The 23504-nt window shown below is 48.3% G+C and carries 19 protein-coding genes; 10 read left to right on the top strand and 9 right to left on the bottom strand.

Going from position 1 to position 23504, the window contains the following annotated elements:
- Window positions 1–13 precede the first annotated feature (13 nt).
- The 3 genes from GUA87_RS14420 (at window position 14) to msrP (ending at window position 4482) form a co-directional block, all read left to right on the top strand.
- On the top strand, window positions 14–1219 hold the full coding sequence (locus GUA87_RS14420) for a pyridoxal phosphate-dependent aminotransferase (protein ID WP_193717506.1): 1206 nt from the start codon (window positions 14–16) through the stop codon (window positions 1217–1219).
- A 185-nt stretch (window positions 1220–1404) separates the two neighbouring features.
- Window positions 1405–3426: an elongation factor G gene (locus GUA87_RS14415; RefSeq protein WP_193717302.1), complete on the top strand. Its 2022-nt coding sequence runs from the start codon at window positions 1405–1407 to the stop codon at window positions 3424–3426.
- A gap of 81 nt (window positions 3427–3507) precedes the next feature.
- Window positions 3508–4482, top strand: a complete 975-nt coding sequence (gene msrP, locus GUA87_RS14410; RefSeq protein WP_193717301.1) for a protein-methionine-sulfoxide reductase catalytic subunit MsrP — start codon at window positions 3508–3510, stop codon at window positions 4480–4482.
- 732 nt (window positions 4483–5214) lie between these two features.
- Here the strand turns inward: msrP and GUA87_RS14405 are convergent.
- From GUA87_RS14405 to GUA87_RS14395, 3 genes are all read right to left on the bottom strand, one after another.
- Entirely contained in the window at window positions 5215–6105 is an 891-nt protein-coding gene (locus GUA87_RS14405; protein WP_193717300.1) for a LysR family transcriptional regulator, read from the bottom strand.
- 128 nt (window positions 6106–6233) lie between these two features.
- A complete protein-coding gene (gene trxB / locus GUA87_RS14400) occupies window positions 6234–7202 on the bottom strand; it encodes a thioredoxin-disulfide reductase (protein WP_193717299.1) in 969 nt (322 codons plus the stop codon).
- 98 nt (window positions 7203–7300) lie between these two features.
- Window positions 7301–8296, bottom strand: a complete 996-nt coding sequence (locus GUA87_RS14395) for a mitochondrial fission ELM1 family protein (protein ID WP_193717298.1) — start codon at window positions 8294–8296, stop codon at window positions 7301–7303.
- 135 nt (window positions 8297–8431) lie between these two features.
- Between GUA87_RS14395 and GUA87_RS14390 the strand changes: the two genes are divergently transcribed.
- The 3 genes from GUA87_RS14390 (at window position 8432) to GUA87_RS14380 (ending at window position 10928) form a co-directional block, all read left to right on the top strand.
- Complete coding sequence (locus tag GUA87_RS14390) at window positions 8432–8929, top strand: Lrp/AsnC family transcriptional regulator (RefSeq protein ID WP_193717297.1); 498 nt, start codon at window positions 8432–8434, stop codon at window positions 8927–8929.
- Between the two features lie 42 nt (window positions 8930–8971).
- Window positions 8972–10591, top strand: coding sequence for an acyl-CoA synthetase (locus tag GUA87_RS14385; protein WP_193717296.1), 1620 nt, complete (start codon window positions 8972–8974; stop codon window positions 10589–10591).
- A gap of 67 nt (window positions 10592–10658) precedes the next feature.
- Window positions 10659–10928: a histidine kinase gene (locus GUA87_RS14380; protein ID WP_193717295.1), complete on the top strand. Its 270-nt coding sequence runs from the start codon at window positions 10659–10661 to the stop codon at window positions 10926–10928.
- Window positions 10929–10945: 17 nt separating this feature from the next.
- On the opposite strand, the gene GUA87_RS14375 is transcribed toward GUA87_RS14380, so the two are convergent.
- The 3 genes from GUA87_RS14375 to GUA87_RS14365 form a co-directional block, all read right to left on the bottom strand.
- Window positions 10946–11734, bottom strand: coding sequence for an alpha/beta fold hydrolase (locus GUA87_RS14375; protein ID WP_193717294.1), 789 nt, complete (start codon window positions 11732–11734; stop codon window positions 10946–10948).
- Window positions 11735–11744: 10 nt separating this feature from the next.
- Complete coding sequence (locus GUA87_RS14370) at window positions 11745–13061, bottom strand: O-acetylhomoserine aminocarboxypropyltransferase (RefSeq protein WP_193717293.1); 1317 nt, start codon at window positions 13059–13061, stop codon at window positions 11745–11747.
- A gap of 487 nt (window positions 13062–13548) precedes the next feature.
- Entirely contained in the window at window positions 13549–13731 is a 183-nt protein-coding gene (locus tag GUA87_RS14365; protein ID WP_193717292.1) for a DUF1192 family protein, read from the bottom strand.
- Window positions 13732–13854: 123 nt separating this feature from the next.
- On the opposite strand from GUA87_RS14365, the gene GUA87_RS14360 reads away from it, so the two are divergent.
- The 3 genes from GUA87_RS14360 (at window position 13855) to GUA87_RS14350 (ending at window position 17784) form a co-directional block, all read left to right on the top strand.
- The gene (locus GUA87_RS14360) at window positions 13855–14853 is read left to right on the top strand and encodes an NAD(P)H-quinone oxidoreductase (RefSeq protein ID WP_193717291.1); all 999 of its coding nucleotides are present in this window, start codon (window positions 13855–13857) and stop codon (window positions 14851–14853) included.
- Between the two features lie 118 nt (window positions 14854–14971).
- Window positions 14972–15739, top strand: coding sequence for a DUF1013 domain-containing protein (locus tag GUA87_RS14355; protein WP_193717290.1), 768 nt, complete (start codon window positions 14972–14974; stop codon window positions 15737–15739).
- A 143-nt stretch (window positions 15740–15882) separates the two neighbouring features.
- Complete coding sequence (locus tag GUA87_RS14350) at window positions 15883–17784, top strand: propionyl-CoA synthetase (RefSeq protein ID WP_193717289.1); 1902 nt, start codon at window positions 15883–15885, stop codon at window positions 17782–17784.
- Between the two features lie 54 nt (window positions 17785–17838).
- Here the strand turns inward: GUA87_RS14350 and greA are convergent, their stop codons facing one another.
- The 3 genes from greA to carA all read right to left on the bottom strand — a co-directional run bounded on the left by greA (window position 17839) and on the right by carA (window position 22799).
- The gene (greA, locus tag GUA87_RS14345; RefSeq protein WP_193717288.1) at window positions 17839–18312 is read right to left on the bottom strand and encodes a transcription elongation factor GreA; all 474 of its coding nucleotides are present in this window, start codon (window positions 18310–18312) and stop codon (window positions 17839–17841) included.
- 94 nt (window positions 18313–18406) lie between these two features.
- A complete protein-coding gene (gene carB / locus GUA87_RS14340) occupies window positions 18407–21631 on the bottom strand; it encodes a carbamoyl-phosphate synthase large subunit (protein WP_193717287.1) in 3225 nt (1074 codons plus the stop codon).
- Window positions 21624–22799, bottom strand: a complete 1176-nt coding sequence (gene carA, locus GUA87_RS14335; protein ID WP_193717286.1) for a glutamine-hydrolyzing carbamoyl-phosphate synthase small subunit — start codon at window positions 22797–22799, stop codon at window positions 21624–21626. The genes carB and carA overlap by 8 nt, the downstream gene beginning before the upstream one ends.
- Window positions 22800–23013: 214 nt before the next feature.
- Between carA and GUA87_RS14330 the strand changes: the two genes are divergently transcribed.
- Window positions 23014–23472, top strand: coding sequence for a GatB/YqeY domain-containing protein (locus GUA87_RS14330; RefSeq protein ID WP_193717285.1), 459 nt, complete (start codon window positions 23014–23016; stop codon window positions 23470–23472).
- Window positions 23473–23504: the final 32 nt, after the last annotated feature.

Here is a 23504-nt window from a genome sequence, read left to right as displayed (position 1 = left end):
GGAAGAAATGGTTATGTCTATCATCGCGGAAAGTTTGGGCCGAATTAAGCCTTCACCGACCATTGCTGTGACTACAAAAGCAGCCGAGTTGCGGGCAGCTGGCCGAGACGTTATTGGTCTTGGTGCAGGTGAGCCTGATTTTGATACTCCAGATAACATTAAGGCAGCCGCGAAGACGGCGATTGATGAGGGCAAAACCAAGTACACGGCAGTGGACGGTATTCCTGAGCTGAAAAAAGCGATCTGCGCCAAATTCAAGCGTGACAATAATCTGGATTATGAACCTTCGCAGGTATCCGTATCCGGTGGTGGTAAGCAGGTGATTTATAATGCACTTGTTGCCTCCGTAAACCCAGGTGACGAAGTTCTGATCCCAACACCTTACTGGGTGTCTTATCCGGACATGGTGCTTTTGGCTGGCGGTGAGCCTGTATTCGTTCCAACAACTGCTGAGAACGGCTTTAAAATGAAAGCCGAAGATCTGGAAGCGGCGATCACACCTAAAACAAAATGGTTGATCTTCAATTCCCCATCCAACCCATCAGGTGCGGGCTACACAGCGGAAGAGCTGAAAGTTCTGACAGATGTATTGTTGAAGCATCCGCATGTTTGGATCATGACAGACGATATGTATGAGCATCTTGTCTATGATGACTTCAAATTTGCAACACCGGCTGAAGTAGAGCCTAAACTTTATGATCGCACACTCACTATGAACGGTGTGTCTAAAGCCTATGCGATGACAGGTTGGCGTATCGGTTACGCAGCTGGTCCGCAAGAGCTGATTAAAGCCATGGCGAAAGTGCAATCTCAAAGCACATCAAACCCATGTTCCATCAGTCAATGGGCATCCGTAGAAGCGTTGAACGGTCCACAGGAGTTTCTGGCAGACTGGGCAAAGGTCTTTGAAGAACGCCGCGACATGGTTGTTGATATGCTGAACGCTGCTGAAGGCATCTTCTGTCCAAAGCCTGACGGAGCATTTTACGTTTATCCATCTATTGATGGCTGCATTGGTAAAAAAGCACCTTCCGGGAAAGTGATTGAGAACGATCTGGATTTTGTGAGCGAACTTCTGGAAGCAGAAGGCGTTGCCGTCGTTCACGGTGATGCATTTGGTCTCTCACCAAACTTCCGTGCATCTTATGCGACATCAACAGAAGCACTGACAGAAGCCTGTACACGTATTCAGAAATTCTGTGCGAGCCTCACTGAATAAGTAGAAATTTTCTAAAGAAAAGCGGTCGATGATTCGGCCGCTTTTTTTGTTTTAGATAGTAAATGTGAACTAAATTTCAGCTTCCGAGCTCTGAAAACTGCGCAGTAATTAAGAAAAAACTTAAATATACTTGAACTTCACGTCTCATCGCGAAAACATAATGTAAAAGCGAAGGAGGTGTGCTGATGTCTACTCATCAATTGAAGGGGCCCCGCAACATTGCGCTTATCGGGCCGTATTCCAGCGGTAAGACCACGCTACTTGAATCCATTTTACATATCTGCGGGGAAATTGACCGCAAAGGAACAGTTGAAGCTGGGACCTCTGTTGGGGATCATAGCGCTGAAGCGAGAAGCCGAAAAATGAGCGTTGAGGTCAACTCCGCTCATTTTTCATTTATGGATGAAGAGTTTTCTGTTCTGGATTGTCCAGGATCGATCGAGTTCCTGCAGGAAACAAGAAGTATGATATCCGGTGTAGATGCTGCGATTCTCGTATGTGAGCCGGATCCAACAAGAAATATAACACTGCTTCCCTTTATTAAAACTCTTGAAGACCACCATATCCCCACTTTCTTTTTTGTGAACAAGATCGATCGGGCGCGGGGATCCGTTTACGATTTATTTCAAGCGCTGGAAGAAGTCTCTCATCGGGACCTTGTTTTGCGGCAAATGCCGATCGTGACGGACGGAACAGTGACAGGATATGTGGACCTCGCGTCAGAGAGAACCTATGTCTATAAAGAAGGTCGCCCCTCCCAGATCATTGATATGCCTGCAGATATGGCGGAGCAGGAAGGGACCTCCAGATTTACAATGCTGGAAACTCTTGCAGATTATGATGATCATTTAATGGAAGAGCTTCTAGAAGACATTAGTCCGGAAAAAGAGGAAATTTACGACCTCCTTCAAAAAGACTTGAAGGATGGGAGTGTTCTCCCCGTATTTGTCGGATCTGCCTTAAATGGATTTGGCGTCAGACGCTTGCTGAAAGCGCTACGGCATGAGGTGCCGGACAATGACGAAACCATCAAGGCACGAAAAATAGCTGCGGCGGCGAATGCCAATATTGCGCAGGTTCTAAAAACCTATATTTCGCCGCAAGCAGGGAAATTGTCACTGTGCCGTGTCTGGTCTGGCGAATTTCATGATGGGGACCATCTGCAGAAGGGTAGAATAGGTGGCATCTTCAGATTGCAGGGCGGCAAAAGTGAAAAATTAAAATCTGCGAAGGCAGGGGAGATTGTCGCTTTTGGACGGTTGGATGATCTCCATACAGGAGAATATCTCACAGACAATGGTGTGACATTAAATGGTGTGGATAAGCCGCTTACACCCGTGTTCGACATGTCATTACATGTGGATAAACAGGAAGAAGAGGTGAAGCTAACGGCTGCGCTTAACAAACTCACTGAAGAGGATCCATCCCTGGTGGCAGAACATCGACAAACAACGCAAGAGCTTGTTTTAAAAGGGCAAGGAGCTATTCATCTTCGTGTGGCGCTGGATAAATTAGACAGCAAATATGGATTAAAGGTTCATTCTGAAATTCCAAAAGTTGCCTATCACGAGGCAATCCGAAAAGGGACAACGCAGCATTCCCGCTATAAAAAGCAAAGTGGTGGCCATGGTCAGTTCGGAGATGTGAAAATCGAAATCGCCCCCCTTCCCAGAGGATCGGGATTTGCATTTCAGGATACAATCGTTGGCGGATCTGTGCCACGGCAGTTCATTCCAGCGGTAGAGCATGGGGTAAAGGATTATCTTGTAAAAGGGCCATTAGGGTTTCCAGTGGTGGATATAAGTGTGACACTGGTAGATGGACAGCATCATTCGGTTGATAGTTCGGAGAATGCCTTTAGATCGGCGGCTCGCCTTGCGATGAGCGAAGGGATGGTGAACTGTTCGCCCGTTTTGCTTGAGCCCATTGTTAAAGTGGAGGTGGTGATGCCGTCCGAATTTACCTCACGTGTGAACAGTCTTGTAAGTGCGAGGAGAGGTCAAATTCTCGGGTTCGAAGGTCGCGAAGGGTGGCCCGGATGGGATACGCTCAATGTATTGCTGCCAGAGAGTGAAATTCGCGACATGATCACTGAGCTTAGGTCCGCCACGCAAGGGGTTGGTACCTTTAGTTACGAGTTTGACCACCTTCAGGAACTTACCGGGCAGGAGGCTGATAAGATCGTTCAACAACAAAAAGGTGAATGAGCTTCACATAGACTTGACTTGAGCGGAGCTTCATTAACGGTCATCCTAATATTGGGTAAATGCAGCAACTAAGGTGAAAGAATGCTCATCAAGATTAAAAAAAGCTGGGAACTGAAAGAATCTGAAGTTCTGTCAGAAACGACGTATGCGAACCGCCGACAGATACTAAAAGCGTTAGGTCTTGGCGGGATTGCGGCATCTACGATTTCATCAATGGGAAGTCGCGCCTTCGCAGCTGCTGAGGCGGATCCTTCTGCGTCACTTTATCCCGTACCACGCAATGAATCTTACGTTGGAGGCCGCCCCCTAACACCTGAGAAAATTGCAACCACCTATAACAATTTCTATGAATTTGGATCTCACAAAAGCATTTCCGAAGCGGCGCAGGCGCTGAAAATCCGCCCTTGGACGGTCAAAATAGATGGCGAAGTCGAGCAGGAAATGGAAATTGGCGTCGATGACCTGTTGGCCAAGATGCAACTGGAAGAGCGGATTTACCGTCATCGATGCGTTGAAGCCTGGTCCATGGTCGTTCCCTGGAGTGGCTTTGCGTTAAAAGATCTGGTGGCGTTTGCCAAGCCAACCTCAAAAGCTAAATATCTGATTATGCAGACCTTTGAAGACAAAACTGTTGCGCCGGGTCAAAAGCAGTTCTGGTATCCATGGCCTTACACTGAGGGCCTCACAATTGAAGAGGCAACCAATGATCTGGCCTTTATGGTAACCGGACTTTATGGCAAGCCACTCCCCAAGCAAAGTGGTGCGCCGTTAAGGCTGGCCGTTCCTTGGAAGTATGGTTTCAAACATATCAAATCTATTGTCCGTTTCAGTTTTACTGAAGAACGCCCGGTCAGTTTCTGGGAAAAACTGAACGCGTCTGAATATGGTTTCTGGGCAAATGTGAACCCGGAAGTACGCCATCCACGCTGGTCACAAGCGACAGAGCGTGATCTTCGCACGGAAGAGCGCATTCCGACCCAGATGTATAATGGCTACGCCGAAGAGGTTGCGCACCTCTACAAAGAACTTGGTAAGAGAGAACGTCTCTTTATGTAAAAAAAAGCCGGCCAATAATGGCCGGCAAGTTCAACAGGGAGGTTAGCCGAGTAGATCGGCTGCGCGGTCTACAGGGAACTGACCGCAGTCCAGAACTTAAGGGAGGTTGTTCCGAACATTTTGGATATGGGGTGCGTTTCCCTGAGTTGAATTGTTAATGGCGAATAGCTGCTATGCGTTGCCATCATGGCAAAAAAAGACCAGCCTCTGTAAAGAGGCTGGCAAGTCTAACAGGGAGGTATATCATCTAGGAGATGATATGGTTACTTGCATCTGGGAGGAAAACAAGTAACGGGAATATCGATAAGGGGGGTCGATATTCGATCAATGCTGCAGTGCAGCGTTGATGATTGGAATATAGGCAAATGCCTTTTATTTTTCCAGAATATTTTTTGCAGTGCACCTATGCGATAAACGCATGGCAAAAGGCGCAACTATGCAAACAAAGCAGATGTGATCGAATTGCATAGGCTGAAAATAGTAAAGGCCAGCCTAGAGGGGGGAAGGCTGGCCTACTAACAGGGAGTTCATGTTCATACATGAATGCTATTTTGTCTGGGAGAAACAAAATAGCTTATTTCACCAACTTAAAGGGAGATCGTTGGAAAAAAGTGCTTTATTGCTCTGCACAATTCTTATTTAGATAAAAATGACATTAAGGAGTAGTTTAAAAATTTCAAGGCCGACATGCGTCAGATGCATAGCTTGAGAAAAGCTAAAAATATCAAGTGCCTAAAAACTAGACTCCGCTACTTTTCGAATAAGGAAATCCCTGAAAATTGTGACACGCTTGGATTTCCGTAATTCCTCCGGGTAAACGTAATAGGTATCAAATTCAGGTCCCTCGAGCTCTGGCATGACACGCACGATGTTTTTCTGACCTTCTGTAATGTAATCGGGTAGACTGCCAATCCCCAGACCGCTTTGGATGGCCAGCAAAAGACCATACACATTATTCACCTTGAATACAGGGGTGATCGAAGGGTCCATTTGATGAAGTTTTTCAATGATCCAATTAATATTGGAGATATTTGAAGGCGCTTCATCTCCATAAATGAGAATGTTCCTTTTTGCCAAATCTTCCAATGATCTGGGGGTGCCATATTTCTCGATATATTCGGTGGAAGCGTAGAGATGATGCCGAACTGTTGCCAATTTTCGTTGGATCAGATCTGGTTGAACGGGGGAGCGTAGACGAATAGCAACGTCTGCTTCCCGCATTCCAAGATCCAATTCCCGGTCAGCCAAAATCAGGTTCACCCGAATATCAGGGTAAAGTTCAATGAACTCACGAATACGGGGGGTGAGCCAATTTGATCCAAGACCAACAGTGGAAGTAACCTTGATCTCACCTGATGGTTTTTCCTTACTATCCGCAAGTATTGCTTCCGTCATGGCGAGCTTGGCGAAAATCTCATGGGCCGTGCGGTAGAGGAGTTCGCCCTGCTCTGTGAGGAGCAATCCGCGGGCGTGTCGGTGAAATAGAGAAAGGTTGAGACTGTCTTCTAACGCACTGATTTGTCTGCTAACCGCAGATTGACTTAAGTGCAGCGTCTCGCCTGCGTGTGTGAAGCTTCCAGCCTCAGCCACCGCATGGAATATACGTAACTTATCCCAATCCATCCGATCTGGTTCCCTCAAGTTATCGAGGTTTGGAACCTCGATCGATTTATTATCACTCCCTATAACTTGATAGGTTAGTCATTTGTGAGAGTATTTTCCAGACCGGGAATGGATTTATTCTGTTTGGGCTATTCCGCAGCGACGGAAGATGCCGCATCTTCCTGTTCCGCAATGAAGCGTTCAGCCTCCAGTGCCGCCATACAGCCAGTACCTGCAGCGGTTACCGCCTGCCGGTAAGTTTTATCTTGAACATCACCGCATGCGAACACGCCTTCCACATTGGTGGCTGTGGAATCAGGTGCGGTTACGATATAGCTTTCGTCGTCCATATCGATTTTCCCCTTGAACAGGTCAGTATTCGGGGAATGACCGATTGCAATGAAAACACCGTGAACCGGAATGTCACGAACTTCATCTGTTTTGACGTTGCGGACACGCCCGGCGGTCACACCTGCAGGATGTTCACCAACAATCTCATCCAGAACCGTATCCCAAATCACTTCGATTTTAGGATTCTTCATCAGACGGTTCACCAGAATTTTTTCCGCACGGAAGCTGTCACGGCGATGAATGATGGTCACCTTGTCGGCGTGGTTTGTGAGATACAGCGCTTCCTCAACGGCCGTATTGCCACCGCCCACAACCATGACCTCTTTTCCGCGGTAGAAGAATCCATCGCATGTGGCGCAGGCAGAAACACCAAAGCCCATGAATTCCTGCTCGGACGGTAATCCCAACCATTTTGCGGAGGCACCTGTTGAAATAATCACCGTATCAGCCACGTATGTGTTGCCGGAATCAGCGGTTACGACGAACGGGCGCTTTGAAGTGTCTAAATCGGTAATCACATCATTGTGGATTTCTGTGCCAACATTTCTGGCCTGAGCTTCCATTTGCTCCATCAACCAGGGACCCTGAATAGGATCTGCGAAGCCCGGGTAGTTTTCGACTTCTGTGGTGATGGTAAGCTGACCACCTGGCTGAATTCCATGCACCATGATCGGTTTTAAGGAGGCACGAGCCGCGTAAATTGCCGCGGTACATCCAGCCGGACCGGAACCGATGATAAGGGTGCTTGTTGTAAATGTTTCAGCCATGGATTGCTCCTGAACGCGGTGGCGGTAAAAAATAAGTGCAAATGTATTTATTATGGCGAAGGCCCAAGTGCAATAGGCAGGGTCAAATGAGGACTTCTTTACCTTTTTTTGAACGACGCAAGAACTTCTGTTGCGATGCGATTTGTTTCATCTAATTTAGGGGGCGACCACAATAGAAGATTGTCCGAAAACGGTTTTGTAAATCCAGCTTTCTGCATTTCTTGATGGAAAGCGTTGAACTTTCTGTTACCACCTGGAAGTTCGAAGACAAACACGGGTTTCCCTGCTGTTGCTGCTTCGCAAATCATATTGACCGAATCGGCGGTTACAATAATGGCGTCTGCTGCGGCCAGATAGGCAAAGTAAGGGTTCGCACCTGTCCCATCCCACAAGGTGTGAGGCAGTCTGGTCAGAGTTTCTTTCAATATGGCTTCGTTGTCTTCGCCAGTCCGTCTGGAAGTGGTTACCAGAAAATGCCCGCTTGTTTGTTTGTGTAGATTTTCCAGTCTCGTACACAGTAGCCTCATGGTATCCGGGGTTACATCATAGCAACGGTTTGGACCACCCACCAAAACCGTGTAGATTGGGCCTTGTAATCCCTCAAGTTCTGATAGGAATTTAGATTTCTCATCGCGCAGTTTGGCGTCATTAATACGGGTCAGGGAACCTTTACTGACAAGAACATTATTACCGCGCAACTTATCATGCTCCGGAACTACTACCAGATCAAAATTGCTAATATCTGCGTTCGGGCTTTGAATGTGAACAGTAAATGTTTTGCCTTTACTTGCGCGCCGAATGGCAATGCTCATGGGGATAGCTTGTCTGCCGCATGTGATGATAAGATCAGGCCACGGGGCTTCCAGTTGATCACCTGTGCTTTTCAATTGACCCAACGGATTGATCCAAAGCTGAGGGGGTAACCATCGCCACGGCTTTTTCGTTTGTATTCTTTTGACAATCGGTATACACCCCATCGCCTCGGCTAGGCCTACGCACTGGTTTTCCATTCCAGCGCTACCATCCGTGATCACCCAACAGGCGTTATTTTCTTTCTCAAATGCAGGGACTGCATTGGGGGATAAAGTCGTCATGGGGCTTTTTTTGGCACTAAATGACATAAAAAGGCAAGGTCAAGGTAATTTTTTTACAAAAAATGGCGAACTGGCACTTGGCCTAGGCTGCGCGTTGTAATAATATTGCGCGCAACAGACTGTTGGAGGTAATGTATGCAACGCGTTAAGCTCGATGACATAGATCGACGAATTCTGCACGATTTGCAGGAAAATGGACGGACAACCAATGTAGAACTGGCGAAAAATGCCGGGATTTCTGCACCGCCGTGCCTGAGAAGGGTCCGGGCTTTGGAAGAATCTGGCTTCATTGAAGGCTATCACGCGCAATTAAATTCCGAAAGTTTGGGGTTTAAAGTTACCGTGTTTGCCATGGTAGGCCTTCACAGCCAGGCAGAGCCCGATCTCAACGCTTTTGAAGAAAAAGTGCGTGAGTGGCCGATGGTGCGTGAATGTTACATGTTGGCAGGCGACAGCGATTTCATTTTGAAAGTGGTTGCCAAGGACTGGGATTCTTATCAACAGTTCCTGACGCATGAACTGACCGCAGCCCCGAATGTGGAGCATGTGAAAACCTCTCTTGGTATTCGCGTGTCCAAGCACTTGCCTGGTGTTCCTGTGGAACTTGAAGGTCAAGACGGCGGTGAACGGTAAAACTCACCCATTATAGATATTGAAGACGTGGCGGAGGGTGTCATGGAAAAGTACGAACTTGGTTTGGAAGCAAATCCGGCTAACTTTGAGGCGCTAACACCTCTTTCTTTTCTGCCCAGATCCGCCGCGGTCTATCCCAACCAGGTCGCGATGCGTCATGGTGACTGGACTTACACCTACGCTGAATTTTATGAACGGGCAAAGCGGCTGGCCAGTGCGTTGGAAAAGCGGGGCATTGGTAAAGGTGACACTGTTTCTGTAATGGCACCCAATATTCCTGCTTTGCTGGAGGCTCATTTCGGTGTGCCGGTGACGGGGGCTGTTCTTAATGCGCTCAATACCCGACTCGATGCGGAAACCATTGCCTTTATTCTTGATCATGGTGAATGCAAACTTCTGTTCACAGATCGCGAACATTCAGATGTTATCTCCAAAGCCCTTAAGATTGCCAGCGTAGAGCCGATTGTTATCGATATTGATGACCCGCTTGCAGGCGGCGGAGATTTGATCGGTGACATGGATTATGAGGCCTTCCTGCAAGTCGGGGATGTAAATTATGAGTGGGGTGGTCCAGATGATGAGTGGCAGGCCATTGCGCTGAACTACACATCAGGCACAACAGGTGACCCAAAGGGCGTGGTTTATCATCACAGGGGTGCTTATCTGGCAGCGACCGGTAATACAATGTCGTGGCAGATGGGGAAACACCCGACCTACCTTTGGACGTTGCCCATGTTCCACTGCAACGGCTGGTGCTTTCCTTGGACCATTACAGCAGTAGGGGGAACCCATGTCTGTCTTCGTAAAGTTGAAGCAACCCCCATTTATGATGCGATGGAAAAATATGGCGTGGACCACATGTGCGGTGCGCCCATTGTTCTTTCCATGCTGATCAACACAACTGATGAAAACAAGTCCAAAGCAGCGTCTGGTTTGAAGGTGATGGTTGCAGCTGCACCGCCGCCAGCACCAGTTCTGGCTGAGATGGATCGTATGGGCTTTGATGTAACCCATGTCTATGGTTTGACGGAATGTTATGGCCCATCTGTCTATTGCGATTGGCAAGCTGAATGGGATGCGAAATCTGTTGAAGATCGTGCCGCACTTAAAGCCCGTCAAGGGGTGCGGTATCATGCCCTTGGTGGTCTTGAAGTTATGGATCCTGAGACCATGACCCCTGTTCCCAGTGACGGCAACACCATGGGTGAGGTCATGATGCGCGGCAACATGGTCATGAAAGGGTATTTAAAGAATCCTGCGACTACTGAAAAGTCGTTGAAAGATGGGTGGTTCCACACTGGTGATCTGGGTGTTGTTCATGAAGATGGATATCTGGAGCTCAGGGATCGATCAAAAGACATCATTATTTCCGGGGGGGAGAATATCTCGACCATTGAAGTGGAGGGGGTTCTCTATAAGCATCCTGCTGTCATGGAGGCCGCTGTGGTTGCAAGGCCTGATGACAAATGGGGCGAAACCCCATGTGCTTTCATTGAGCTCAGGGAAGGCGCAACCCCTACCGAAGCGGAAATTATTGCGTTTTGCCGGGATAACATGGCCCATTTCAAGTGTCCAAAAACGGTTGTTTTTGAAGACTTGCCGAAGACGTCCACAGGGAAGGTACAGAAATTCGTACTACGTGAGCGGGCCAAGAACCTGTAAATTAGCTTTATTTTAACCAAAGGTCACCCAAACTGTTGTCATTACGGCCCAAACAAAGGGAAGCTAAATGACACATTTTCTGGTCACAGAGGAAAACCCGAACGGTCAACGTCTTGAAGACGTTCTTATGAAAGTGCGCGCGGATGTCGTTCTCCGCTGCACAAAAATCACTGACGATGTACGTCCAGAAGCACAGCATGTGCTGAATAATAATATGCTGATACTGAACGCGCTGACAGACGCAATTAAGCTGGCGCAGGACAGCACGCAAGTGCTTGATAAGGCGTTCGGTCCAAGCCAGACCGCAAAAGGCGGGCCGCCGCGCATTGGTGTATAGCGCGGCGATCCTATATTTTAAAGGAATGATTTCATAGAAGCGCGGACTTCATCCGCCTTTTCAATCATTTGCATGTGACCACAATCATTTAACATCACGGTTGTTGATCCCTCTATCGCCGCGATAAGCTTTTGTGCAGCCCGTGGCATTGTCATCATGTCATTGTCACCGAGAATAAATAGAACAGGACAGGTGAGTGCTTCGGCTGCTTCGAAGCCACCTTTATAATCGTTGCACATGGATAGACCCTTAAACAGGGTGCCATCACCTGAATTCTCCACCGTACGTAGCGCGTTTCCGATCATCCACAGTCCCGGAACCTCTGAAGCGCCCATGTGGGAGGGGCGGGCGTGTGACCAGTCGATCATCATCTGGAAAGCCGCGGGATCATTTTCTTTGGCTTTGTTCAGGAAGAACTCCCCAACCACCATTGGGAAAGCTGTGCCGATCATTACCAATTTAGTCACACGGTCAGGATAGCGACCAGCCAATGACAATGCCGTCAAAGAGCCCATGCTGTGCCCTGTGAGGGCTGCATTTTCAAGACCCGCCGCATCCATAAAGGCAACAACCCAATCCGCCATGTCATCAATGCTTGCAGGAATGTCGCCGCCGCTTTTGCCATGTCCCGGAAGATCCAACGCAAATACATTATATCCGTGATGGGCAAAGTAACGGCTTTGCAAGGCCCATGCGGTGTGATCCATGGCGGCGCCATGCAGGAAAATAAGGTTTGGCTTGGCAGGGTCAAATTTCTGACCACCAGTTGCTGCGAAAATCTCGGTGTTATTTACTGTGACAAACATTTTCGCCCCCTTATTGTGCTGCTGCTTTTTCAGCAACTTTTGCAGCCGCCCGCAGGCCACCTTTCAGATCCTTGATAAGATCGTCGACATCTTCGATACCCACAGACAATCGGATCATGCCTTCTGAGATACCTGCGTTTTCAAGGGCTTCCTTATCCATTTGCTGATGAGTGGTTGACGCTGGGTGAATAACCAGGCTTTTCGCATCCCCTACATTGGCAAGGTGAGAGAACACCTGCAGCTGGCCGATAAAGGCCTTACCTGCCTCGCGGCCGCCTTTTACAGTGAAACTGAAGATAGAACCGCACCCCTTTGGCAGAAGCTCTTTCGCAAGTGCATGGTCTGGATGGCTTTCAAGTTCAGGTGATGAAACACTTTCCACAGCATCGTTTGCATTCAGGAACTCAATGACTTTCCGGGCATTTGCAACATGCTTTTCCATGCGTACGGAAAGAGTTTCCACACCCTGCAAGATTTGAAACGCATTTGTTGGGCTGATACAGGCGCCAAAATCGCGAAGACCTTCTGTCCGGGCGCGCATCAGGAAGGCAAGTGGTCCAAACTCTTCTTCATATTGAATGCCGTGATAGCCTTCATATGGCTCGGTCAATGTCGGGAATTTGCCGCTTTTCGCCCAATCGAAACGCCCACCATCGATCAGCGCACCGCCCATGGCGATCCCGTGGCCACCCAGAAACTTGGTGGCAGAATGCATCACAAGATCCGCGCCGAGATCCAGTGGGCGGCACAGATATGGGGTGGCAAAGGTATTGTCGATCAAAAGCGGAATGCCCGCAGCATGTGCAATATCCGCAACTTTTGGAATGTCGGTTACTTCGAGACCAGGATTGCCCAGCGTTTCTGAGATCACAAGACGCGTTTCTTCTTTGATCGCTGCTTTGAAGTTTTCCGGGTCCTGCGGGTTCACAAATGTTGTTTCAATGCCAAAGCGCGGCATTGTGTGTTTCAGGAAGTTGTATGTGCCGCCATAGACAGATTGGGAGCAGACGATATGGTTGCCTGCACTCATCAACGTGACGATGGCAAGATGCATGGCGGCGTGACCAGATGCTGTGCAAATCGCCCCAACGCCACCTTCAAGGCTGGCAAGGCGTTCTTCCAATACTGCTGTCGTTGGGTTGGACAGGCGGCTGTAGATGTGACCTGTACTTTCCAGATTGAAAAGAGAGGCGGCGTGATCGGCATCGCGGAACACATAGGAGGTTGTCTGATAAATAGGGACCGCTCGTGCACCGGTTACCGGGTCAGGGCGTTGTCCCGCATGAAGACTAAGGGTGTCAAATTTCAGAAAGTTTGGATCGGCCATTCAGCAACTCCCACAGCACGTATTAATTAGTTGGCTGCAAGCTACCTTGTGAGGCTTGGCAGGTCCAGCTTAATTCACATGACTTTTATGGGATTACCGAAGAGGGGATCTAGAAACAAATGAGGGGGCTGCCAGATACCAGCGCCCCCTTCTATTTTGATACCTCAACCTGTCAAACTTGACCTGTTGGCAGCATAAAACTCTGAAAACGGGCATGAGTCAAGATCAGTTTGTAATAATGCAGTAACAAATAGTGAAAAAGTTTTCTTGACAAATGGGCAAACAAAAAAAGAGCCGCCAAAAGGCGGCTCAAGTCAACAGGGAGGCGTCAAATAGATTGGATAGGTTCCAATCGACAACCCGACGCGGGTTGATACATGTGAATTTAGGGGGATTTTATTAAATTACAATTAACGTATATAAAAAAATCCACAAAATATACATTTTCTTTATTGGAATGATTACTTGGGCGGTATGAATTTCGTCTTTAGTTTTTAAAGAAACTCTCAGCGGCGTTCTGTGCTTTCTTCTTGGTTTCAATAAGTTTTTCGACTTTCCGAATCTCCTGAGCTAGCTCTTCCAGATATTCTTCAAGTTCATAGATGGACATTTCATCAAATTTTTTCCCCTCACTGGATAAAATGGGAAATTCTTCCTCGTCACTTGCCATTTTGTAGATCCTTAATATGTTTGTAGCGCTGGATTACCCAGACTTGCAGTATTGGTTTCGGCGCAACCCGATTACTGGTTACCCTGATATTACATAAGAAGAACGAAACCCAGGAGCAAAATCATGAGTACAATCCCCTCGCAGATGACAGCGATTGAAATTAAAGAATTCGGTGGGCCTGAAAATCTCGTGCCTACAATTCGCCCGGTTCCGGAACCTGCCCTTGGAGAGGTGCTAATCAAAGTTGCCGCTGCGGGCGTGAATCGTCCGGACGTCTTGCAAAGAATGGGGGGATACGCACCGCCTCCAGGCGCTTCTGATATTCCAGGACTTGAAGTTGCAGGTGAAGTTGTTGCCGTAGGAGACGGAGTGACTCGTTTCAAGGTTGGGGATACTCTCTGTGCGCTTGTTGCAGGCGGTGGATACGCAGAATATTGCGTCGCGCCAGAAGCACAATGTCTGGCGGTTCCTAACGGTTATGACATGGTGAAAGCAGCCGCCGTTCCGGAAACATATTTCACCGTATGGACAAATGTGTTTGACCGTGGCCGCCTAACAGGCGGGGAAAGTTTCCTTGTTCATGGTGGTGCCAGCGGTATTGGTACAACTGCGATTCAGTTGGCTAAATCTTTCGGGGCTCGTGTTTTCGCAACGGCGTCCACCGATGAGAAATGCCGTGAAATTGAAGCCTTGGGTGCTGAGCGAGGGATTAATTACAAAAGTGAAGATTATGTTGAAGTTGTGAAAGAGCTTACCGGTGGCGAGGGTGTAAACCTGATCTTGGACATGGTTGGCGGGTCTTATATCCAACGAAACATTTCAGCCTTGGCTGTTGAAGGGCGCCTTGTTTATATCGCGTTTTTGGGCGGACCAAAGGCCGATGTGAATTTCGCACCGGTTATGTTGAAACGCCTTACCATAACTGGGTCAACTTTGCGGCCCCAGTCAATTGAAGCAAAAGCTGCCATTGGTAAAAGTCTGGAAGAAAAAGTATGGCCATTGCTGAATGCGGGGACTGTAAAGCCGATTATCGATAGTGTCTTTCCGCTGGATCAGGCAAATAAAGCTCATGAGAGAATTGATGATTCAGGTCATATCGGTAAAATCGTTCTAGAGGTTTAATGTTTGAAGCCTGTATTTGAGTTTACAAGCTAGACTTGAGGGCGTTTTTCCGCCATATATGCAGTTAGAGAATTGTGAGTCGGACGGTATAAGGCCGTCCCTCTTTTAAGGAGTTAAAATGGCAACACCATTGATGCCAAAAGCAACGGCCGTTTGGCTGGTTGATAATACAGGCCTGACATTCCGTCAGATCGGTGAATTTTGCGGTCTACATGCCTTGGAAGTACAGGGCATTGCTGATGGCGAAGTGGCTATGGGAATTGTTGGGCAGAGCCCGCTTGCAACGGGTCAGCTCACGCAAGAGGAAATTGACCGTTGTGAGAAAGATCCGGCAGCACTTTTGCAGTTGAGTAAGCCTGTAGGGGATGTACCTCAACCACGCCGCAGCGGTGGTCGTTACACACCCGTATCTCGCCGGGGGGATCGCCCTGATGCCATTTCATGGTTGCTGAAGTTCCATCCGGAGCTTTCGGACGCGCAGATCGGTAAGCTGGTCGGAACAACGAAAACAACAATTAATGCTGTTCGTGACAAAACACATTGGAACACACAAGCAATTAAGCCACGAGATCCAGTTAGTCTTGGTATCTGCACGCAGATGGAACTTGACGAAGTTGTGAAAAAATCTGCTCACCTGCGTGATGAAGATAATACAGACAAGCTTATGGAAGAAGTAGCTGCTGCTGTTGCTGCGGATGCCGCATCTGTTCCACTTACGCCATATGAACGTAAGAAGCAGGAAATGCAGCAAGAAGAGGAATACGATCCAATGGCTGAAGCCGAAGCCGTATTTGGAAGCAGTAAATCTTCTGAAAAAGAAGACGCTTCCAAGGCGAAAGCCGAAGCGGTTAAGAATTTCGAGGAATTGTTTAAATCCAACGATTAATCGGTTGGGTCTAGCATTTCTTTCGACATAAAGCCGCGATCCGTTCGCGGCTTTTTTATCTCCACAGCCACAATAAAAAGTCTGCAGTAAAGCAGTCTGTGTCATTGCTAAATTAACAGCTTGCTGTACGGGAGGAGTACATTATGGCGACGTATGAAGAAGATTACGCGCGCTCGTTGAACGATCCAGAAGGTTTCTGGGGTGAAGCCGCAGAAGGTATTACTTGGTACAAGAAATGGGACAAGGTGCTGGATGCCAGCAATAACCCGTTTAACAAATGGTTCTCAGGTGGGGAACTGAACACCTGTTATAATTGCCTGGATCGCCATGTGGAAGCAGGGCGTGGGGATCAAACTGCACTGATTTATGATAGCCCGATGACGGGTCAGGTTCAGAAATTCTCATATGCTGAGTTGACAGATCTGGTCGCCCGGTTTGCAGGTGGTCTGCACGCTAAGGGTATCCGCAAAGGTGATCGGGTGATCATCTATATGCCAATGGTGCCAGAAGCTGCTATCGCTATGTTGGCCTGTTCACGAATTGGCGCCATTCATTCGGTTGTTTTCGGTGGTTTCGCTGCTAATGAGCTTGCAACCCGCATTGATGATGCGAAACCTGTAGCGATTATAGCGGCTTCCTGTGGATTGGAACCTGGCAGGGTCGTAGAATATAAGCCGCTTCTGGATGAGGCGATTGAGATTTCCACTCATAAGCCGCACACATGTGTTGTTTTGCAGCGTCCAGAATGTGCGGCTGCAATGACCGATGGTCGCGACTTTGATTGGTCAGAAGTGGCAGCCGCAGACCCAATTGATCCGGTGCCCGTTGCGGCAACCGACCCGTTATATGTCCTTTATACATCTGGTACGACTGGTGTTCCAAAAGGTGTTGTTCGTGATAATGGTGGTCATGCCGTGGCTCTTCACTGGTCTATGAAGGGTGTCTATGGAATGGATCCCGGAGATGTTTTCTGGGCGGCATCAGATGTGGGATGGGTCGTTGGTCACTCTTACATTGTGTATGCGCCCTTGCTCCATGGAAACACATCTATCCTATTTGAAGGAAAGCCAATTGGTACACCTGATGCCGGAACATTCTGGCGGGTTATTCAAGATCATAAAGTTCGTGCACTCTTTACAGCACCGACAGCGTTCCGTGCGATTAAACAGCATGATCCAGAGGCGAAACTGATTGCGGATTATGATCTGTCGCATTTTGAAACGCTGTTTTTGGCGGGCGAACGTGCGGATCCAGATACAATTATTTGGGCTCAGAATACATTAAAAGTGCCCGTTCTGGATCACTGGTGGCAGACGGAAACGGGTTGGCCGATGGGGGCCAACTGCACCGGATATGGCATTAAGCCCGTTAAGCTGGGTAGTCCAACACTTCCAGTTCCAGGATATGATATCCGCATCATGGATGAGGAAGATCCAAGCCGTGAAATGCCACAAGGCGAAATCGGTGTTATTGCTGTGAAGTTGCCATTGCCTCCCGGTACATTGCCAACACTTTGGCAGAATGATGAAGGTTTCAAAAAATCCTATATGGAAGATGTGCCGGGTTATTACAAAACCGGTGATGCTGGATATGTGGATGAAGACGGGTATCTGTTCATCATGGCACGTACCGATGACATTATTAACGTGGCAGGCCATCGCCTTTCCACTGGTGGGATGGAAGAGGTCGTTGCTGGTCATAAGGATGTTGCTGAATGCGCTGTTATCGGCGTGCAGGATGAACTGAAAGGTCAAATTCCATTTGGCTTTGTAGTGCTGAATGCAGGTGTGAACCGTGATAGTAGCGAGATTTCTAAGGAAATTGTAGCGCGCGTACGTGAAATGATCGGCCCCGTTGCGGCCTTTAAGCATGTTCTTGTTGTAAAACGGCTCCCAAAGACACGCTCAGGTAAAATCCTGCGTGCCATCATGAGAAAGATCGCTGATGGGGAGGAGTATCGTTTCCCTGCAACGATTGATGATCCAGCCATTCTGGATGAGATAACAGCTGATTTGAAAGCAGTTGGTTACCCCCACGAAAAATAAGCAATAAAAAAGCCCCGGAGTATTTCCGGGGCTTTTTTATGATTAGACTTTGCCTTAGACGAACTTCACGTCCAATACTTCATAGGCTTTTGATCCACCTGGTGTAGTCACCTCGATGCTGTCGCCTTGTTCTTTGTTGATAAGGGCGCGTGCAAGAGGGGCTGAGATGGAAATCCTTCCTTCTTCGATGTTGCTCTCGTCTTCACCAACAATTTGGTAAGTGGTTTCTTCGTCTGTGTCTTCATCCACAAGAAGAACCGTTGCGCCGAACTTGATGGTTCGGCCTGACATAGCCGTGACATCAATCACTTCGCATCGACCGAGCTTGTCTTCAAGTTCAGCAATGCGACCTTCAATAAGGGATTGTTGTTCTTTGGCTGCATGATATTCAGCATTTTCAGATAGATCACCATGTTCACGCGCTGTGGCAATGGCCTGAATAACGTTCGGGCGTGCGTTGGTTTTCAAATTTTTCAATTCGGCTTCCAGCATCGCAAAGCCGTTTGCGGTAATCGGTAGTCTATCCATTTAAAATCTCTGTCTGTTCCCTGTCAGGGTAAATTGTTCTACTCCGGGCAAGCCCGGAGCAAGCTGTTTTATCTTATTCGGCGTAACCAAAAGATTAAGAATAGGATTGAAGTGGATATACTTCAAGAGTTCCTGTTTTAATTTTTTCAATCGCCAATGCCGTTGCACGTGCACCCGCAACGGTAGTTGAGTATGGTGTTTTCATCATCAGTGCCGTACGGCGGATGTCATAACTATCCTTCAGGGCTTGCGCCCCTTCGGTCGTATTGATCACCATAGCGATTTCACCATTTTTCATCAGATCAACAATGTTCGGACGTCCTTCCATCACTTTGTTGACCTTTTCAACTTTCAGGCCCTGGTCCAAAAGATACTGGGCAGTACCGGAAGTAGAAACAATCTCGAACCCAAGTTCAATGAGCTTGGCAGCCGTTTCCAAAAGGAGTGCTTTGTCCAGATCCTTAACGGAGACAAAGACCTTTCCTTCAGTTGGCAGGGTGACACCAGCAGCCATCTGGGACTTCAGGAATGCTGACGCAAAGTCACGGTCAATGCCCATAACTTCACCGGTGGAGCGCATTTCCGGACCCAGAACCACGTCAACACCTGGGAAGCGAGTGAACGGGAAGACAGCTTCTTTTACTGTAATATGGTCGAGTTCACGTTTCTCAAGGCCAAAACTTGCCAGTTTCTCACCAGCCATCAGGCGAGATGCGATTTTGGCAATCGGGTAGTTGATGCTTTTGGCAACGAACGGAACTGTACGGCTGGCCCGTGGGTTCACTTCAAGAATGTAGACAACATCGTCTTTCACTGCGAACTGAACATTCATCAAACCGATTACGTTAAGCTCAAGCGCCAATGCTTTAGATTGACGTGTGATTTCTTCAATCACGCTGTCTTTCAGAGAATATGGTGGCAATGAACAAGCGCTGTCACCGGAGTGAATACCTGCCTCTTCAATATGCTCCATAATGCCGGCGACGTAAACTTCCTCGCCATCACAAAGGCAGTCAACGTCAACCTCAATGGCGTTCTGAAGGTAACCATCAACCAGAACCGGATTGTCACCTGATACCTGCACTGCTTCGCGCATGTAGCGGTCAAGTGCTTCGCCGTCACGGACGATTTCCATGGCACGGCCACCCAAAACATAGGATGGGCGCACAACAACCGGATAACCGATCTGCTCGGCTGCGTCGAAGGCTTCTTCCACAGTCCGGGCAATACCGTTCTTAGGTTGGATCAAGTCTAATTTGTGCAGCAATTGCTGGAAACGTTCGCGATCTTCTGCAAGGTCGATGGCGTCTGGAGATGTTCCCAGAATAGGGATACCTGCAGCTTCCAGACCGGCAGCCAGTTTCAACGGTGTTTGACCGCCAAACTGGACGATCACACCATGAAGTGTTCCGTTGCTCTGTTCTTTCTTGAGGATTTCAAGAGTATCTTCAACCGTGAGCGGTTCGAAATACAGGCGATCAGAAGTGTCATAGTCGGTAGATACAGTTTCCGGGTTACAGTTGACCATAATGGTCTCATAACCGACTTCTGCCAAAGCGTAAGCTGCGTGAACGCAGCAATAGTCAAATTCGATACCTTGACCAATACGGTTTGGGCCGCCTCCAAGGATGGCTACTTTTTTGCGATCACTCGGGTTTGCTTCACAGACAGGCGCATCCCATTCATTCCCTTCGTAAGTGGAATAAAGGTATGGTGTTTGTGATGTAAATTCGCCTGCGCAAGTATCGATCAGTTTGTAGACCGGATGGATATCCAGCTGATTGCGGATACGAAGAATATCTGCTTCGGACTGACCGCTCAGTTCAGACAAACGTGCATCAGAGAAGCCCATGCGTTTCAGGGAAAGTAGGCCACCCTTATGGGTTGGTAGACCTTTTTCACGAACGGCTTCTTCTGCTGCAACAAGCGCTTGGATCTGTTGAAGGAACCATGGCTCAAACTTACTTGCGGCGCGGATTTCTTCAAATTCCAGACCTGCGCGGAAGGCTTGTGCAATGTTGAGAAGGCGATCCGGTGTGCTTTTTGTCAGCGTGCTTAGAATGCCTTGCTTGTCATCACCGATGTTGGTTTCGTTGAGACCGGTTAGGCCTGTTTCCAAAGAGCGAAGTGCTTTTTGCAGGGATTCCGCAAATGTACGACCAACGGCCATTGCTTCGCCAACAGATTTCATCGCTGTGCCGAGCATAGGCTCTGCGCCTGGGAATTTTTCGAACGTGAAGCGAGGGATCTTCGTGACAACATAGTCAATTGTTGGCTCGAACGAGGCTGGTGTTACGCCCGTGATGTCATTGTCCAATTCATCCAACGTGTAACCGACCGCCAGCTTTGCCGCGATTTTTGCAATTGGGAAACCAGTTGCTTTGGAGGCGAGTGCACTTGAGCGGGACACACGCGGGTTCATCTCGATGACGATCAGACGGCCCGTTTCAGGATTTACAGCAAACTGAACGTTTGATCCGCCCGTTTCAACACCAATTTCACGGAGAACTGCAATCGAAGCGTTCCGCATGATCTGGTATTCTTTATCCGTCAATGTAAGGGCAGGGGCCACTGTGATGGAATCACCTGTATGAACGCCCATTGGGTCCACATTTTCGATAGAACAGATAATGATGCAATTGTCCGCTTTGTCACGAACAACTTCCATTTCATATTCTTTCCAGCCAACGATGCTTTCCTCGATCAACACTTCTGTTGTTGGGGAAGCATCAAGACCGCCAGTCACAATGTCTTCAAATTCTTCTCGGTTGTAGGCAAGGCCACCACCGGTTCCGCCCAATGTGAAGGATGGGCGAATAATACAAGGTAGGCCAACAGTTTCCAGAACCTTCCAGGCTTCTTCCATCGTGTGGGCCACGTCACTGATCGGCATGTCGAGGCCAATTTTCTGCATGGCTGTGCGGAATTTGTCGCGATCTTCTGCCTTTTCAATCGCTTCTTCTTTAGCACCGATGAGCTGAACGCCTAGACGATCGAGTGCACCACGCTCAGCCAGAGCCAATGCGGTGTTAAGCGCTGTCTGGCCCCCCATTGTTGGCAGAACTGCATCGGGACGTTCTTTTTCAAGAATTCTCTCGACAACATCCGGTGTGATCGGCTCGATATAAGTCGCATCGGCCAATTCCGGATCTGTCATAATCGTCGCTGGGTTGGAGTTTACCAGAATAACTCGGTAGCCTTCTTCTTTTAGGGCTTTACAGGCTTGAGTTCCGGAATAGTCAAATTCGCAGGCCTGGCCGATGATTATCGGGCCAGCACCAATGATCATAATGGACTGAATATCGGTACGTTTAGGCATTTGCGTCCACCATATCTACAAAGCGCTTGAACAAATAGTAACTGTCTTGAGGCCCAGGGTTGGCCTCAGGGTGATATTGAACAGAGAAAACCGGTTTGCCGTCCAGTGCGATCCCTTCGACTACACCATCAAACAGGGATTTATGTGTTTCGGTTACACCGTCTGGCAGGCTTTCGCGTTTCACCACAAAACCATGGTTCTGTGAAGTGATCTCAACCCTGCCTGTGGTTAGGTCTTTCACAGGTTGGTTTGCACCGCGGTGACCCTGTTGCATTTTCATGGTTTCAGCACCAACCGCGAGGGCCAGCATCTGATGACCAAGGCAAATGCCGAAAGTTGGAACTCCACTTTCAATGCACTGCTTAATCACTGGTACAGCATATTCACCAGTTGCCGCAGGATCGCCCGGGCCATTCGCCAGGAAAATACCATCTGGATTGTGAGACATGATGTCGTCGAAGCTGCTATTTGCAGGCACTACCGTGATATCACAGCCATGATCAGCAAGGCAGCGAAGGATGTTACGTTTTACGCCGTAATCTACGGCAACGATGTGACGTTTAGGTTCGGTCTGTTCCCCAAAGCCTTCTTTAATATTCCAGCTCGTTTCGGACCATTTGTAAGGCTCTTTACAGGTAACCTTGATCGCAAGATCCATTCCTTCAAGGCCCGGCCATTCAGCCGCCTTCTTTTTGAGATCTTCCAGATCAAACTTGCCGTCTTTATTGTGGGCGATGATCCCGTTAGGGGCACCGCTCTCACGGATGACATGTGTCAAGCGTCGGGTGTCGATTCCAGAAATTCCCACCAGTTCGCGTTCCTTCAGCCACTCATCAAGGTGGCCGGCTGCGCGCCAGTTTGCCTGATCAGTGATATCCGCCTTAATAATAAGGCCGTTGGCTGCAATGCCGCTGGTTTCGATATCTTCATCGTTAAAGCCAACATTCCCGATATGAGGGAATGTAAAGGTGATCATCTGCCCTGCGAATGAGGGGTCAGTCAGGCTTTCCTGATAACCAGTCATGGAGGTGTTGAAGCAAACCTCACCGACAGTTTCGCCTTCCTGTCCAACACCAAATCCGTGAAAGACAGATCCATCGGCTAAAACCAATACAGCGGTGGCTGTTCTTGGTTCATGAATATGTGATACTAAGTTTGATTTAGACATGCCAATTGGGGCCCCTTGCGATAATCGCTGGGCCGCATTCCTTCCGCCATTTAAATGTTGGGGCGCGACAATAGGGTATATAAGCCAAAGCGTCAAGAGTTTGGTTTCAAAAATTTTCCTTTAAAATCAATGACTTACGTAATTTATTTTCGTTGCTTTCGGGCCCCCGTTCAGTTAGTATGGCTCCTTTGTTTCACAACGAATTAAAGTGACTATGCTACGCACCCGCCTAAAGGACACATTAAAAGAAGCAATGAAATCAAAGGATAAGCGGAAAATTTCCACTTTGAGATTGATTCTTGCGACCCTTCATGACCGTGATATTGCATCTCGAGAAGGTGGGTCTGATGAAGGAATCAGCGATTCCGAGCTTCTTCAGATGTTGACGACGATGGTAAGGCAGCGCAGAGATTCTATCGCTGCATACAAGAACGGTGGTCGGGATGATCTCGCCGCGTCTGAGCAGGAAGAGATTGAAATCATCTCCGAGTTTTTGCCAAAGCAGTTTGACGAAGTTGAAATGAAGCAAGCAATTGAGGAGACCATTACTGATATTGGTGCCGAAGGCTTGAAAGATATGGGAAAAACCATGGGCGCACTAAAAGAAAAATATACAGGGCGTATGGACTTTGCCAAAGCAAGTGGCATGGTGAAAGCGGCGCTGAACGGCTGATTTGTCATTTTCGGTGGCGGGTAACCGCCTCG

This window comes from Sneathiella sp. P13V-1, assembly GCF_015143595.1.
Classification (GTDB): Bacteria; Pseudomonadota; Alphaproteobacteria; order Sneathiellales; family Sneathiellaceae; genus Sneathiella.
The sequence above is the reverse complement of the archived record's forward strand: the minus strand, read 5'-3'. Positions and strand labels throughout refer to the sequence as shown.

Bases quoted from the DNA above. Each gene is read 5' to 3' on its own strand.
- GUA87_RS14355 (WP_193717290.1), top strand. From the start codon at position 14,972: ATGGCAACACCATTGATGCCAAAAGCAACGGCCGTTTGGCTGGTTGAT.
- carA (WP_193717286.1), bottom strand. From the start codon at position 22,799: ATGTCTAAATCAAACTTAGTATCACATATTCATGAACCAAGAACAGCC.
- GUA87_RS14370 (WP_193717293.1), bottom strand. From the start codon at position 13,061: ATGGCCGATCCAAACTTTCTGAAATTTGACACCCTTAGTCTTCATGCG.
- GUA87_RS14360 (WP_193717291.1), top strand. From the start codon at position 13,855: ATGAGTACAATCCCCTCGCAGATGACAGCGATTGAAATTAAAGAATTC.
- greA (WP_193717288.1), bottom strand. From the start codon at position 18,312: ATGGATAGACTACCGATTACCGCAAACGGCTTTGCGATGCTGGAAGCC.
- GUA87_RS14380 (WP_193717295.1), top strand. From the start codon at position 10,659: ATGACACATTTTCTGGTCACAGAGGAAAACCCGAACGGTCAACGTCTT.
- GUA87_RS14375 (WP_193717294.1), bottom strand. From the start codon at position 11,734: ATGTTTGTCACAGTAAATAACACCGAGATTTTCGCAGCAACTGGTGGT.
- GUA87_RS14420 (WP_193717506.1), top strand. From the start codon at position 14: ATGTCTATCATCGCGGAAAGTTTGGGCCGAATTAAGCCTTCACCGACC.
- msrP (WP_193717301.1), top strand. From the start codon at position 3,508: ATGCTCATCAAGATTAAAAAAAGCTGGGAACTGAAAGAATCTGAAGTT.
- GUA87_RS14405 (WP_193717300.1), bottom strand. From the start codon at position 6,105: ATGGATTGGGATAAGTTACGTATATTCCATGCGGTGGCTGAGGCTGGA.
- trxB (WP_193717299.1), bottom strand. From the start codon at position 7,202: ATGGCTGAAACATTTACAACAAGCACCCTTATCATCGGTTCCGGTCCG.
- GUA87_RS14385 (WP_193717296.1), top strand. From the start codon at position 8,972: ATGGAAAAGTACGAACTTGGTTTGGAAGCAAATCCGGCTAACTTTGAG.
- GUA87_RS14350 (WP_193717289.1), top strand. From the start codon at position 15,883: ATGGCGACGTATGAAGAAGATTACGCGCGCTCGTTGAACGATCCAGAA.
- GUA87_RS14330 (WP_193717285.1), top strand. From the start codon at position 23,014: ATGCTACGCACCCGCCTAAAGGACACATTAAAAGAAGCAATGAAATCA.
- GUA87_RS14390 (WP_193717297.1), top strand. From the start codon at position 8,432: ATGCAACGCGTTAAGCTCGATGACATAGATCGACGAATTCTGCACGAT.
- GUA87_RS14395 (WP_193717298.1), bottom strand. From the start codon at position 8,296: ATGACGACTTTATCCCCCAATGCAGTCCCTGCATTTGAGAAAGAAAAT.
- GUA87_RS14415 (WP_193717302.1), top strand. From the start codon at position 1,405: ATGTCTACTCATCAATTGAAGGGGCCCCGCAACATTGCGCTTATCGGG.
- GUA87_RS14365 (WP_193717292.1), bottom strand. From the start codon at position 13,731: ATGGCAAGTGACGAGGAAGAATTTCCCATTTTATCCAGTGAGGGGAAA.
- carB (WP_193717287.1), bottom strand. From the start codon at position 21,631: ATGCCTAAACGTACCGATATTCAGTCCATTATGATCATTGGTGCTGGC.